14 protein-coding genes are annotated in these 12,675 nt (G+C 71.2%); 11 read left to right on the top strand and 3 right to left on the bottom strand.

Features of this window, described 5'->3' with window-relative positions; genetic code table 11:
• The 9 genes from G3I54_RS01980 to G3I54_RS01940 form a co-directional block, all read left to right on the top strand.
• Positions 1 to 1,085: lactonase family protein (locus tag G3I54_RS01980; protein ID WP_164610418.1), on the top strand; the 1,085-nt coding region annotated here is incomplete at its 5' end.
• A 110-nt stretch (positions 1,086 to 1,195) separates the two neighbouring features.
• Entirely contained in the window at positions 1,196 to 1,447 is a 252-nt protein-coding gene (locus tag G3I54_RS01975; RefSeq protein WP_164610416.1) for a hypothetical protein, read from the top strand.
• A complete protein-coding gene (locus G3I54_RS01970; protein WP_164610414.1) occupies positions 1,444 to 1,842 on the top strand; it encodes a helix-turn-helix domain-containing protein in 399 nt (132 codons plus the stop codon). The genes G3I54_RS01975 and G3I54_RS01970 overlap by 4 nt, the downstream gene beginning before the upstream one ends.
• Before the next feature lie 164 nt (positions 1,843 to 2,006).
• Positions 2,007 to 2,543, top strand: a complete 537-nt coding sequence (gene uraD, locus G3I54_RS01965) for a 2-oxo-4-hydroxy-4-carboxy-5-ureidoimidazoline decarboxylase (protein ID WP_164610412.1) — start codon at positions 2,007 to 2,009, stop codon at positions 2,541 to 2,543.
• Between the two features lie 20 nt (positions 2,544 to 2,563).
• Positions 2,564 to 2,953 (top strand): hydroxyisourate hydrolase, encoded by a 390-nt coding sequence (gene uraH, locus G3I54_RS01960; protein WP_203685407.1) that lies wholly within the window; start codon positions 2,564 to 2,566, stop codon positions 2,951 to 2,953.
• A gap of 7 nt (positions 2,954 to 2,960) precedes the next feature.
• The gene (gene pucL / locus G3I54_RS01955) at positions 2,961 to 3,884 is read left to right on the top strand and encodes a factor-independent urate hydroxylase (protein WP_164610410.1); all 924 of its coding nucleotides are present in this window, start codon (positions 2,961 to 2,963) and stop codon (positions 3,882 to 3,884) included.
• Positions 3,885 to 3,952: 68 nt separating this feature from the next.
• Complete coding sequence (locus tag G3I54_RS01950) at positions 3,953 to 5,353, top strand: nucleobase:cation symporter-2 family protein (RefSeq protein WP_164610408.1); 1,401 nt, start codon at positions 3,953 to 3,955, stop codon at positions 5,351 to 5,353.
• Positions 5,354 to 5,398: 45 nt separating this feature from the next.
• The gene (locus tag G3I54_RS01945) at positions 5,399 to 6,787 is read left to right on the top strand and encodes an 8-oxoguanine deaminase (RefSeq protein WP_164610406.1); all 1,389 of its coding nucleotides are present in this window, start codon (positions 5,399 to 5,401) and stop codon (positions 6,785 to 6,787) included.
• 319 nt (positions 6,788 to 7,106) lie between these two features.
• Positions 7,107 to 8,564, top strand: coding sequence for a nucleobase:cation symporter-2 family protein (locus G3I54_RS01940; protein ID WP_164610404.1), 1,458 nt, complete (start codon positions 7,107 to 7,109; stop codon positions 8,562 to 8,564).
• Positions 8,565 to 8,670: 106 nt separating this feature from the next.
• Here G3I54_RS01940 and G3I54_RS01935 read toward each other — a convergent pair whose 3' ends face one another.
• Entirely contained in the window at positions 8,671 to 9,486 is an 816-nt protein-coding gene (locus tag G3I54_RS01935; RefSeq protein ID WP_164610402.1) for a chitosanase, read from the bottom strand.
• Between the two features lie 95 nt (positions 9,487 to 9,581).
• On the opposite strand from G3I54_RS01935, the gene G3I54_RS01930 reads away from it, so the two are divergent.
• On the top strand, positions 9,582 to 10,265 hold the full coding sequence (locus G3I54_RS01930; RefSeq protein ID WP_164610400.1) for an alpha/beta hydrolase: 684 nt from the start codon (positions 9,582 to 9,584) through the stop codon (positions 10,263 to 10,265).
• Between the two features lie 25 nt (positions 10,266 to 10,290).
• Here the strand turns inward: G3I54_RS01930 and G3I54_RS01925 are convergent, their stop codons facing one another.
• Both G3I54_RS01925 and G3I54_RS01920 read right to left on the bottom strand, forming a co-directional pair.
• The gene (locus G3I54_RS01925; protein WP_164610398.1) at positions 10,291 to 10,668 is read right to left on the bottom strand and encodes a VOC family protein; all 378 of its coding nucleotides are present in this window, start codon (positions 10,666 to 10,668) and stop codon (positions 10,291 to 10,293) included.
• Between the two features lie 205 nt (positions 10,669 to 10,873).
• Complete coding sequence (locus G3I54_RS01920; protein WP_164610396.1) at positions 10,874 to 11,491, bottom strand: TIGR03086 family metal-binding protein; 618 nt, start codon at positions 11,489 to 11,491, stop codon at positions 10,874 to 10,876.
• Positions 11,492 to 11,652: 161 nt separating this feature from the next.
• Here G3I54_RS01920 and G3I54_RS01915 point away from each other — a divergent pair, with 161 nt between their 5' ends.
• Positions 11,653 to 12,645 (top strand): fibronectin type III domain-containing protein, encoded by a 993-nt coding sequence (locus G3I54_RS01915; protein WP_164610394.1) that lies wholly within the window; start codon positions 11,653 to 11,655, stop codon positions 12,643 to 12,645.
• The last annotated feature ends 30 nt before the right edge of the window (positions 12,646 to 12,675 follow it).

The raw sequence follows: 12,675 nt of genomic DNA, 5'->3' as shown, positions 1-12,675 counted from the left end.
CCCTCGCCGCGCCCGCCCGCCCCGCTCCGGCGCCCGCCGCCCCGCGCGCCACCCGTCCGCTGCTGCTCGGCACGTACACCTCCGAGGCGGGCGGCGGCGCGGGCATCGGCACCGCCGCGTACGACACCGGCACCGGCGCGATCACCGAGGGACCGGCGATCACCGGCGTCGAGAACCCCTCCTACCTGGCCCTGCACCCCTCCGGCACCACCGTCTACGCGGTCGCCGAGCAGGACGCGGGCGCGGTCACCGCCGTGGCGCTCGCGCCGGACGGGACGTACGAGGTGCTCGGCACCCGCCCCACCGGCGGCTCCGGCCCCACCCACCTCTCCGTCCACCCGTCCGGGCACTGGCTGCTGAGCGCGAACTACACCTCCGGCAGCGTCGCCGTGCACCCGATCGCGGCGGACGGCTCGCTGGGCGAGCGCACCGACCTGATCACCCACAGCTCGCCGCCGCCCGGCCCCGGCCAGGGCGGGCCGCACGCCCACCAGATCGTCACCTCGCCCGACGGCGGCCATGTCCTCGCCGTCGACCTGGGCACCGACACCGTGTACACGTACGCGCTGGACGAGAGCGCCGGGACGCTCACCGAGGTCTCCCGCGCCGCCCTGGCGCCCGGCTCCGGCCCCCGCCACCTGGCCTTCCACCCCGGCGGGCGGTTCGCCTACCTGGCCTGCGAGCTGGACGACACCATGGTCGTCTGCGCGTACGACCCCGCCACCGGTGTCCTCACCCCGGGGCCCGGGCAGTCCACCGGTACGGGATCCGGCACCAGCTACCCCGCCCAGCCGGTGGTCACCGGCGACGGGGCGTACGTCTACCTCGCCAACCGGGGCCACAACAGCCTCACCCGTTACGCCGTCGAGGACGACGGGGCGGCCCTGCGCCTGCTGGACACCGTGCCCGTGGGCGGCGACTGGCCCCGCCAGCTCGCCCTGTCCCCGGACGGCACCCTGCTCTTCGCCGCCAACCAGCGCTCCTCCACCGTCACCGTCTTCGCCGTCGGCCCCGACGGCTCCCTGACCGGCGCGGGCGAGCCCTTCCCGGCGCCGGTCGCGGTCTGCGTGCTGCCGCTCCCGTGACCACCCCCGTCGGGGCCCCGCGCGCACCGGAGCGGGGCCCCGTCCAGCGGTTACAGTCGTGGCCGAGCCGCGGGAGCCCGCACCCGGGGCGAGGACACCATGGAGGCACAGTGCGCTTGAGGGTGGAATTCACCACCGAGCCGTTCGATCTCGACGAGGCGCCCACTCATGCGGTGGTGGCCCGCGAGGTGATCCAGGGCGCCGAGCTGGACGCCGTCGACGTCGGCCCCTTCGGCAACACCGCGGAAGGCGGCGCGGACGCGGTGCTCACCGCCGTGGACGCGCTGCTGCGCCAGTCCCTGGCCTCGGGCGCCACCCGGGTCTCGCTCCAGGTGAACGTGATCGAGGGGGACGTGTCATGACCGAATCCGTCGATCACCCCCCGGCAACGGCCGATCACCCTCTCGTCTCCGCCGTCAAGCCGCTCGTCGACGCGATGGGCGCCGAGCTGCTGGGCCCCGAGCAGGCCCAGCCGGACGATGTGGTGCTCGCCTGGGAGGGCCGGGACGTCATAGCCGTACGCCTGCCCCAGCTCTCCGACTCGCTGGACCACATCCTCGCCGCGATGGAACGACGGCACGGGATGCCGCTCGCCGACCTGGACCGCAAGGCCAAGCAGGGCGTCGTCCGGACCCTGGAGGCACGCGGTGCCTTCTCCGTACGACACGGAGTGGAGACGGTGGCCGGCGCCCTGGGCGTTTCCCGGTTCACCGTGTACAACTACCTCAACAGGGAACATTCGGCCAAGGGTGAGTAGTTGGCCGAACCCGCCGAACGCACCGGAAAGCCGCCGTCCGCATGCCGGGACGGCGGCTTTCTTCGTTCGCGAGATTTCAACAAAGTGTTGACGTCGTGTTGCGGAGGGCGTTAGCTATCCGCAGCCCGAACAACGCACAGCGAAAAACAGCCACGGAGGCTCCCGTGACTTCGAGCTCCACACCGGGCCTCACCCGGTTCAACACCCTGGCGGACGGCGAGGCCACTCCCGCACTGCACGAGGTGTGTGCCAGTGCGACCTGGGGAAACACCATCCTCGCCGGGCGTCCGTACGCCACCGAAGAAGCCCTGCTCGCCGCGAGCGACGCCGCCATGGCGACGCTCACCGCGGCGGATCTGGCCGAAGCGATGGCAGGCCACCCGCCGATCGGCCGCCCGAAGCCCGGCGACCCGACCTCCTCCCGTGAGCAGCGGGGGATGGCCGGCGCCTCCGAGGAGCTCAAGACCGAGATGCTCGAACTGAACCTGGCCTACCAGGAGCGGTTCGGACATGTCTTCCTGATCTGCGCCACCGGCGCCACCGGTGAGCAGATGCGCGACGCGGTGAAGTCCCGGATCGGGAACTTGCCCGAGCAGGAGCAGGAGATCGTGCGCACCGAACTGGGCAAGATCAACCGCATCCGGCTGACCCGTCTCGTGACGGAGACCCTCGCAGAGGGCGCTCCCGCACAGGACTCTTGAGATCTAGGAGAGTGACGGTCTTGAGTACCGACACGACCGCATCGGTGTCCACCCACATCCTGGACACCAGCATCGGCCGCCCCGCCGCGTCCGTCGCCGTCTCGCTCGCCGCCCGCGGCGGAAGCGACGCGCCGTACGTGACGCTCGGAGCCTCCGCGACCGATGCGGACGGGCGCTGCAAGGACCTCCCGGCGCTGCCGGAAGGAACGACCCATGTGCGTCTCGAATTCGACACCGAGACGTACTTTTCCAAGAAGCAAGCCGAGGCGCAGCAGGACGCCCCCCGCGTAAGGGACAGCGGCGCGTTCTTCCCGGAGGTGACCATCACGTTCGCGGTCGTCCCGGGCGAGCACTATCACGTACCGCTGCTGCTCAACCCGTTCGGCTACTCCGTTTACCGAGGGAGCTAGCACCGACATGCCCACGATTCTCGGCCAGAACCAGTACGGCAAAGCAGAGAACCGCGTCGTCAAGATCACGCGGGACGGCGACACCCACCACATCAAGGACCTGAACGTCTCGGTCGCCCTCTCCGGCGACATGGACGACGTCCACTACTCCGGCTCCAACGCCAACGTCCTGCCGACCGACACCACCAAGAACACGGTGTACGCGTTCGCCAAGGAGCACGGGATCGAGTCCGCCGAGCAGTTCGGCATCCACCTCGCCCGGCACTTCGTCTCCTCGCAGGAGCCGATCCACCGCGCCCGGATCCGGATCGAGGAGTACAGCTGGGAGCGCATCGCGACCTCCGACGGCAACTCCAGGTTCATCGGCGCCGACGAGGTCAAGCACTCCTTCGTCCGCAAGGGCCAGGAGACCCGCGTCTCCCAGATCACCTACGACGGTGAGAACTGGGAGGTCATCTCGGGCCTCAAGGACCTCACCGTGATGAACTCGACCAACTCCGAGTTCTGGGGCTACGTCAAGGACAGGTACACGACGCTGAAGGAGGCGTACGACCGCATCCTGGCGACGGACGTCTCCGCGCGCTGGCGCTACAACTGGACCAGCGACGAGCAGCGCATGCCGAACTGGGAGAAGTCCTACGAGCAGGCGCGCAAGCACATGCTCCACGCCTTCGCCGAGACGTACTCCCTCTCGCTCCAGCAGACCCTGTACCAGATGGGTTCGCGCATCATCAACAGCCGCAGCGAGATCGACGAGATCCGCTTCTCGCTGCCGAACAACCACCACTTCCTGGTGGACCTCGAACCGTTCGGCCTCAAGAACGACAATGAGGTCTACTTCGCGGCGGACCGTCCCTACGGTCTGATCGAGGCCACCGTGCTCCGGGACGGCGTCGAGCCGAAGATCCCGGTCGACATGACCAACCTCTGACGCGGCACTGAACCGGCCGCCGTCCGCCCACAGCCGGGCGGCGGCCGGTCATCCCGGAGGGAACACCCATGGCACAGCCTGCAACGGGGCCGGCAGAAGGCCCGTGTAAATCCTCACCGACCGCCGCCGACACGGAAGTTCACCCGGTCGACGAGAAGCTTCCGCCCGCGCGGCTCGTCCCCGCCGCGCTCCAGCACATCGCCGCCATGTACGCGGGCGTCGTCACCCCTCCGCTGATCATCGGCCAGGCCGTCGGCCTGGACACCGCCGGCATGACCCGGCTCATCGCGGCCAGCCTCCTGATCGCCGGACTCGCCACGATCCTGCAGACCGTCGGCCTCGGCCGCTTCGCCGGCAACCGGCTCCCCTTCGTCAACGCCGCCTCCTCCGCCGGGATCGCGCCTATGCTCGCCATCGCCGAGACCAGCGCACCGGGCCACCAACTCCCCGCGATCTACGGGGCGGTGCTCGTCGCCGGAGTCTTCTGCCTGGCCGTCGGCCCCTTCTTCGGCAGACTGCTGCGCTTCTTCCCGCCGCTCGTCACCGGCGTGGTCATCACCCTCATCGGCGTCACCCTCATGCCCGTGCCGGTCGCCTGGGCGCAGGGCGGCGACGCCACCGCCGCCGACTTCGGCGCCATGAAGTACCTGGCGCTGGCCGCCTTCACGCTCGTCGTCATCCTGCTCATCCAGCGATTCGGCCGCGGCTTCCTCAAGCAAGTGGCCCTGCTCATGGGCATGTTCGTCGGCACGCTGGCCGCGATCCCGTTCGGACTCGCCGACTTCTCCGCGCTGAAGTCCGCACCGCTCGCCGCCCTGCCGACCCCTTTCGCCTTCGGCGCCCCGGAGTTCCACCCCGCCGCCATCCTCTCGCTCTGCATCGTCATGCTCGTCCTGATGACGGAGTCCTCGGCCGGAATGCTCGCCCTCGGCGAGATCTGCGACCGCCGCACCGACGGCCGTACGATCACCCGCGGCCTGCGCACCGACGGCATCGCCACCCTCCTCGGCCCGGTCTTCGGCGGCTTCCCCACCAGCGCCTTCGCCCAGAACGTCGGCGTCGTCTCGCTGACCCGCGTCCGCAGCCGGTACGTCGTCGCCGCGGCCGGCGGCGCCCTACTGGTCCTCGGCGCCTTCCCGGTGCTCGGCGCGGTCGTCTCGCTCGTCCCGATGCCCGTCCTCGGCGGCGCGGGCATCGTCCTCTTCGGCTCCATCGCGGTCAGCGGCATCCGTACGCTCTCCGAGGCCGGCCTGGACGACAGCTCCAACATCATCCTGGTCGCGGTGGCGCTCGGAGCGGGCATCATCCCGCTCGCCGCGCCCACCTTCTACGCCGGATTCCCGGCCTGGGCGCAGACCGTCCTCGGCTCCGGAATCAGCGCGGGAGCACTGGTCGCGGTCGTGCTCAACCTGTTCTTCCACCATCTCGGCACCCACAGCCGCACCGCTGTGGCACTCAAATCCTCCTAGGGTCCTGCCGTGCCCACATCGCCACAGAAAGAAGAAGGAAGCACCATGGCAGCTTCGGCAGACCCTCAGCGCATCGTCATCGAGAACTGTTCGATCGCCACCGTCGACGCCCACGACACGGAGTACGCGTCCGGGTACATCGTCGTGGCGGACAACCGCATCGAGTCCGTCGGCGCGGGCAAGGCCCCGGAGGGCCTGACCGGAGTCGTCCGCCGCATCGACGGCACCGGGCACCTCGCGACGCCCGGCCTGGTCAACACCCACCACCACTTCTACCAGTGGATCACCCGCGGCCTGGCCACCGACCACAACCTCTTCAACTGGCTGGTCGCCCTCTACCCGACCTGGGCGCGCATCGACGAGCCGATGGCCCGCGCCGCCGCGCAGGGCTCGCTGGCCATGATGGCCCGCGGCGGCGTCACCACCGCCATGGACCACCACTACGTCTTCCCGAAGGACTCCGGCGACCTGTCCGGCGCGATCATCGGGGCCGCCCGCGAGATGGGCGTACGGTTCACCCTCGCCCGGGGCTCCATGGACCGCAGTGAGAAGGACGGCGGCCTGCCGCCGGACTTCGCCGTCGAGACCCTGGAAGGCGCGCTCGCCGCCACCGAGGCGACGATCGACGCCCACCACGACGCCTCCTTCGACGCGATGACCCAGGTCGCCGTCGCGCCCTGCTCGCCGTTCTCGGTCTCCACCGAACTGATGCGCCAGGGAGCCGAGTTGGCCCGCCGCAAGGGCGTACGGCTGCACACCCACGGCTCGGAGACCGTCGAGGAGGAGCAGTTCTGCAAGGAACTGTTCGGGATGGGCCCGACCGACTACTTCGAGTCCACCGGCTGGCTCGGCAGCGATGTGTGGATGGCGCACTGCGTCCACATGAACGACTCCGACATCGCCGCCTTCGCCCGTACGGGAACCGGCGTCGCCCACTGCCCGTCCTCCAACGCCCGCCTCGCCGCGGGCATCGCCCGGGTCCCCGACATGCTCGCCGCCGGTGTCCCGGTCGGCCTCGGCGTGGACGGCACCGCCTCCAACGAGTCCGGCGAACTCCACACCGAGCTGCGCAACGCCCTGCTCATCAACCGCCTCGGCGCCCACCGCGAGGCCGCCCTGAACGCCCGCCAGGCCCTGCGCCTCGGGACCTTCGGCGGAGCCCAGGTGCTGGGCCGCGCCGACCAGATCGGCTCCCTGGAGGCCGGCAAGCTCGCCGACCTCGTGCTCTGGAAGCTGGACACCCTGGCCCACTCCTCGATCGCCGACCCGGTGACCGCGCTCATCTTCGGCGCGGCCGCCCCGGTGACCCTCTCCCTCGTCGACGGCAAGCCGGTCGTCGAGGGCAACCACCTCACCACGGTGGACGAGGACGCCATCGCCCGCGTCACCCGCGACGAGGCCCGCCGCCTCGCGCAGATCGCCGCCGGAGCCTGACCCCGGCGGTATCCCCGAACCGCCGGAGAGCCACTGACCCCGGCGGTATCCCCGACCGGCCGGTCGAGGGGGACGGCCCGAGACCGGCCGCCGTGGACCCGAGCGGGGCCCACGGCAGCCGGTCCGGCGGACGCACGCATGGTGCGCGTCCGCCGGACCGGTGATGAACGCTGCCCGCACACACCCCCAGTGCGCGCCCGCAACCCCCTCTGCACGACCTGCACCACCTGAGAGAGCCGCAAGCACCGCCGCACCACTTACGCATCACCTCCCTGACACCCGCGTCGCCGACGACGCGTAACCGACCGGAGGAACCGCCGTGGCCGCTAAGCCCAGGTTTCGCAAAGACGCAGACGCAGCCGCCCTCGACGCGACGGCCGACACCGCCGCGGAGACGGGAGACGACCGGAAACACCCGGTCGACGAGACCCTTCCCCCGCTGAAGATGTTCACCAGCGGCCTCCAGCACGTGGCCGCCATGTACGCGGGCGTGGTGGCCCCGCCGCTCATCGTGGGGCCGGCCGTCGGCCTCACCGCCAAGGAGACCGCCTTCCTGATGGGGGCGAGCCTGTTCACCGCGGGGATCGCCACCCTGCTCCAGACCATCGGCTTCTGGAAGGTCGGCGCCCGGCTGCCCTTCGTCAACGGAGTCTCGTTCGCCGGTGTCGCCCCGATGATCGCGATAGGCAAGGACCGGGGGCACGACGGGATAGCCGTCATCTTCGGCGCGATCATCGTCGCGAGCCTGTTGGGGTTCGTCCTCGCCCCGTACTTCGGCAAACTGGTCCGCTTCTTCCCGCCCGTCGTCACCGGCACCGTGATCACCCTGATCGGCGTATCGCTCCTGCCGGTCGCCTTCAACTGGTCGCAGGGCGGCAACGCCACCGCGGACGACTACGGTTCGATGACCAACATCACCATGGCCGCCGTGACCCTGGTGATCGTGCTGGCCATGCGCAAACTGCTGCGCGGCTTCCTCCAGCAGATCGCGATCCTGCTCGGTCTGGTCATCGGCACCTTGATCGCCATCCCGGCCGGCATCACCGACTTCGGCGCCATCAAGAACGCCGACGTCGTCGGCTTCCCGACGCCGTTCGCCTTCGGCGCCCCGCAGTTCGAGATCGCCGCCATCATCTCCATGTGCATCGTGATGCTGGTCTGCATGACCGAGTCCACCGCGGACATGCTGGCCCTCGGCAAGATCGTCGGACGCCCCGCCGACGAGAAGATCATCGAGGGCGGTCTGCGCGCCGACACCCTCGGCAGCGCCATCAGCCCGCTCTTCAACGGGTTCATGTGCAGCGCCTTCGCCCAGAACGTCGGCCTGGTCGCCATGACCAAGATCCGCAGCCGCTTCGTCGTCGCGGTCGGCGGCGCGATCCTGATCGTCCTCGGCCTCGTCCCGGTCGCCGCCTCGGTCATCGCCCTCGTACCGCTGCCGGTGCTCGGCGGCGCGGGCATCGTCCTGTTCGGCACGGTGGCGGCCAGCGGCATCCAGACCCTGGCCACCGCCGCCCTGGAGAAGGGCGAGAACGCCCTGATCGTGGCGGCGGCCGTCGGCATCGGCCTGATCCCGATCGCCGCGCCGCAGTTCTACCACGCCTTCCCCGAGGACCTGTTGGTCGTCCTCGACTCGGGCATCTCCACCGGCTGTGTGGTGGCGATCGTGCTGAACCTCGCCTTCAACCACTTCGGCCGCAAGCCGGACGCGGAGGACGAGGAGACGGCGAACGGCGAGCATGTCGTGCCCGCTGCCGCGGGGGTCGGTGTCCACTGACGTATCCGCCCGCCCTCCGGTGAAGCCCCGTGCGCCGCACGGGGCTTCGGCCGTGTTCCGGCGACGTCAGCCCTGAGGCGTCTCCGGCGATCGGCGGCGGACGCTCCTAGTCGATCCGGTAGGCGTCTCCGTACACCTTCCACCGCAACGGCGTCTCCAGCCCGAGCTTCCCCTCCCGTACGAAGACCCGCTGGGCGGTCTCCACCCGACTGGTGTCGGTGTGCGAGGGCTCCCGGCCGATCGCGGCGACCCGGGCGTCGAGGAACGCGTTCAGATACGCCTTCTCGTCGCCGCCCCGCGCGGGCGTCCGGGCCGCCGCCATCGCCTCGCGGCGCATCGTGCGGAAGCCGACCGTGCCCTCCGTGTCGCCCTCGCCGTGCATCACGTACGCGTCGTAGTAGATGAACTGGCCGAGCGCCCCGAGCCCGTCCCGCTCGGCCTGCCGCACCGCCGGGCCGAAGTACAGGGCGTCGCGCTCCGCGTCCTGCGCCGCGCGGAAAGCCGGGTCCTCGGCCGCCTTCGCCCAGGCCCGGGTGAACGGCCCGCCGAGCCCGGTGTGCGCGTCGCTGCCCTCCACCGCGCGCAGCGCCGGAAGGAACCGCTCCAGCGCATTGCCGGGGCGCGCCTTCGCGTACCGCTCCACGACCTCAGTCATGTCACCGGTGCCGGAACAGAACCCGATGATGCCCGCGGTGTACCCCCGGCCGTCGCCGATGTCCTCGATGTACGGGTACTGCGCCTCCCAGTCCAGCGAGGAGTTCTCGGCGCTGGAGACCAGCCGCATCGCGATCCGCTTCTTCGCCGGGTCGTTCAGCCCCTCGTCCGGAGCCTTCGACGAGGAACCGGAACAGCCGGTGAGGGCGGCGGCCGTGAGGAGCGCGGCGGCGAGAGGCAGGCGCAGGGCCCGGACGAAGTGCTTCACCCGCCCAGCCTGCCAGGCCGGGGCCGGAGGCAGGGGCCAGGGCCGGGCCGGGGGCAGGGAGCCGACCGGCGCCCGTCGGCTGTAGCGTCAGGGGCATGGAAGATCAGTCTGTTGTGGATGTCGGCGATGTGCGCCTCGCTTACCGGACCTGGGGCGACGCGTTCGGCTCGCCCGTCGTGCTGCTGCACGGCCTCGGCGGTTCGGCCGCGAACTGGGAGGCGGCCGGCGCCCTGCTGGGCCAGGAGTGGCGGGTCTTCGCCCTGGACCTGCGCGGCCACGGCGAGAGCGACTGGCCCGACGACTACGACCTCGACCTGATGGCCGAGGACGTCGTCGGCTTCCTCGACGAACTGGAACTGGACCGGGTCGGCCTCGTCGGCCACGGCATGGGCGGTGTCGTCGCCCGGCTGCTGGCCCAGGAGCACTCCGACCGGGTCGAGCGGCTGGTGCTGGTGGAGACCCCGGCCCCGTTCCCCGGCGACCCGGGTCCGGCGGGGCGGGCCGAGGGCCCGGTGGACTACGACGAGAACGCGGTGCCCGCCGTACGGGACCAGCTCGCCGACCCCGGACCGGACGCGGACGAGGCCCTCGGCGACATCGTCTCCCCGACGCTGATCATCACCGGCGGCCCGGAGAGCACGATGGAGCAGCACCGCCAGGCCGATGTGGCCTCCCTGATCCCGGACTGCCGGCTGGTCACGGTCCCGGGCGGCCACCGGATGCACGAGACCCGGGCCGACCAGGTGGCCGCGCACATCACGGAGTTCTTCACCAGCTGAGCGGCGCTTCGGCCACGCGTGGTGGTCAGGCGCGGATGATCCTGCGGACCAGTTCGGGCGTCCACTCGACGTACTCGATCTCCGCCCCGTCGGCGTGGCGGGCGTAGAGGAACCGTCCCGTGGGGCCGGCGGTCTCGGGGGTGGTGATCGTGGCGTCGGCGGACTTCAGGGTGGCCTGCAGAGCGTCGAGATCGTCGACGACGACCGTCGCGGAGGCATGACCGTACCGCGCACGCTCCTCGGCCGGTCCCGCGATGACCAGGAAGTTCCCGATGGCGGCGAGGCCGATCTCGTGGAAGGCCAGCCGCAGGTGGGGCGGCTCGCCGGTGAGCTCCTCCAGCAGCGGCAGTGCCTGGTCGAGGTCGTCGGTCCAGAGGCGTGCGTATGTCTTGAGGATGGTCATGAGGGCGCTCCCAGCGGTCTCTTCCCGTGTCCTGGAAACCGTAGGCGGGCAGGTCGACCGACGGGAAGAACGCACTTTTCGGTGAGAGAGGCACCTGAACGAAACCGTCAGGCACGCCGAGGCACGCCGACTCGGACGGGCCCCCGCCTTCGCCGCCCTCAGCCGGCCGGGGCCGCTGCCTCGGCCACCTCAGCGGCCGCCGCCCTCACGCGCCCGGCGGCCGCCAGTCCGGACGGCGGCCGCTGAGGCCGATCACCCGGTCCAGCAGCGGTGCGCCGTCCGGCACCGGGACCGGCGGCCCGAAGATGCCACCTCGGTCCGGGTCGTCCTCGTCCGGAGCGAGCAGGGCCGCGCAGGACCGCAGCTCCGCCTCGCCCGCCGCGTACGGCTGCCCCGTCGACCGGGCCAGGTCCCAGCCGTGGACGACGAGTTCGTTGAGCGCGACCGCCCCGGCCACCTCGCCGGGCAGCTCCACCCCGCCCGCCCGGGTCATGCCCGTCCAGGCATCGGGCGAGCGCCAGGCCGCCGCCACCTCCTCCAGCCGCCGGGGCAGCACCTCGCGCCAGTCGTCGTCGAGAACGGGCAGGGCGGCGTCCGGGGAGACGGCGGTGCTCGCCCCGAGGTCCTTGCGGGCGGCGTCGCGGAAGGCGGCGGTCAGCCCGGTGAGATGACCGAGCAGTTCCCGTACGGCGTAGTCGGGGCAGGGGGTGGGGCGGTCCAGCCCGCTGTCGTCGACCGGACCGAGCAGCCCGGCGATCCGCCGGGCGGCCGGCTCCAGATCCAGCGGGACGGAGGCCGACGCGGAGGTCTCATGCGTATCCATACAGGGCAGACCCCTCCACCACCGAAAACTCATCGGCCGACGGACCGCCCCCGGATCGCGGGGCGGGCGGCGCAACCCGGCATATAGCGGAAGGTTCCCGGCCGGACTCTTGTCGGAGGGCCCCACGCCATGTCATACAGGTCTGGACCATTGCTGTCCGGATGGAAGGCACCCCCGTGCAACGCCCCCACATATCTGCCGCGTTGGCCTGTTCCGCCCTGCTTCTCGCTCCCCTCCTCTCCGCCTGCGGTGGTACCGCCGAAGCCGACACCCAGCCCCCCGGCACCCCCGAGGGCGTGACCGCCCAGGCCAGCAGCTCCACCTCGGTGCACGTCATGTGGAAGGCCGCCTCCGACGACGAGAAGGTCGCCGGTTACGAGATCTACCGGGGAAAGGTCAAGGTCAAGAGCGTCCCCGCGACCAAGACCATGATCGACGTCGACGGGCTGACGGCCTCGACGGACTACACCTTCAGCGTCCGGACCAAGGACTCGGCCGGGAACCTCTCCGCGCCCAGCAAGGCCGTCCCCGTCACCACCCAGGCCACCCCGCCCAAGGACGACACGCCCCCCACCGCCCCGGCGAAGCTGGCGGGCCGCGCCGACGGAAGCCGCGCCGCCACCCTCACCTGGGGCGCCGCCAAGGACGACGTCGGCGTCACCTCGTACGACATCTACCAGGAGGACTCCCGGATCCACAGCGTCGCGGGCACCGAGACCACGGCGAAGGTGACGGGCCTGCGCCCCGGGACCGTCTACACCTTCACCGTCCGGGCCCGCGACGCCTCCGACAAGTCCTCGGCCGACAGCAACGCGTTCGACCTCACCACCGAGTCCGCCCCCGGCGCGCCCGCGAGCACCGCCCCCACCGGTCTGCGCACCGAGATCGGCAAGGAGGGCGCCGAGTTCACCCTCGACCTGTCCTGGGACCAGCCCGAGACGGGCGGGGTGATCCCCGCCTACGAGCTCCACCTGAACGGCAAGCTGACCACCACGATCGTCTGGGGCGGCACACCCCCCAAGGGTCGGGCCACCTACCGCCTGAACCTCCCCGACCCGGCGGGCACCCGCTATTCGGTCAAGCTCAGGGCCAAGCTCCCGGACGGCAAGTGGGGCGACTTCTCGGCCCAGCGGACGGTGGTCCTGACGGACTGACACCGGTCGCGGCATCCGCCTCCCAGGCGT

It is taken from the genome of Streptomyces sp. SID14515, assembly GCF_010548505.1.
Taxonomy (GTDB): domain Bacteria; phylum Actinomycetota; class Actinomycetes; order Streptomycetales; family Streptomycetaceae; genus Streptomyces; species Streptomyces caviscabies.
Note: the sequence above shows the minus strand (reverse complement) of the source record. Positions and strands in the feature narration are given on the sequence as shown.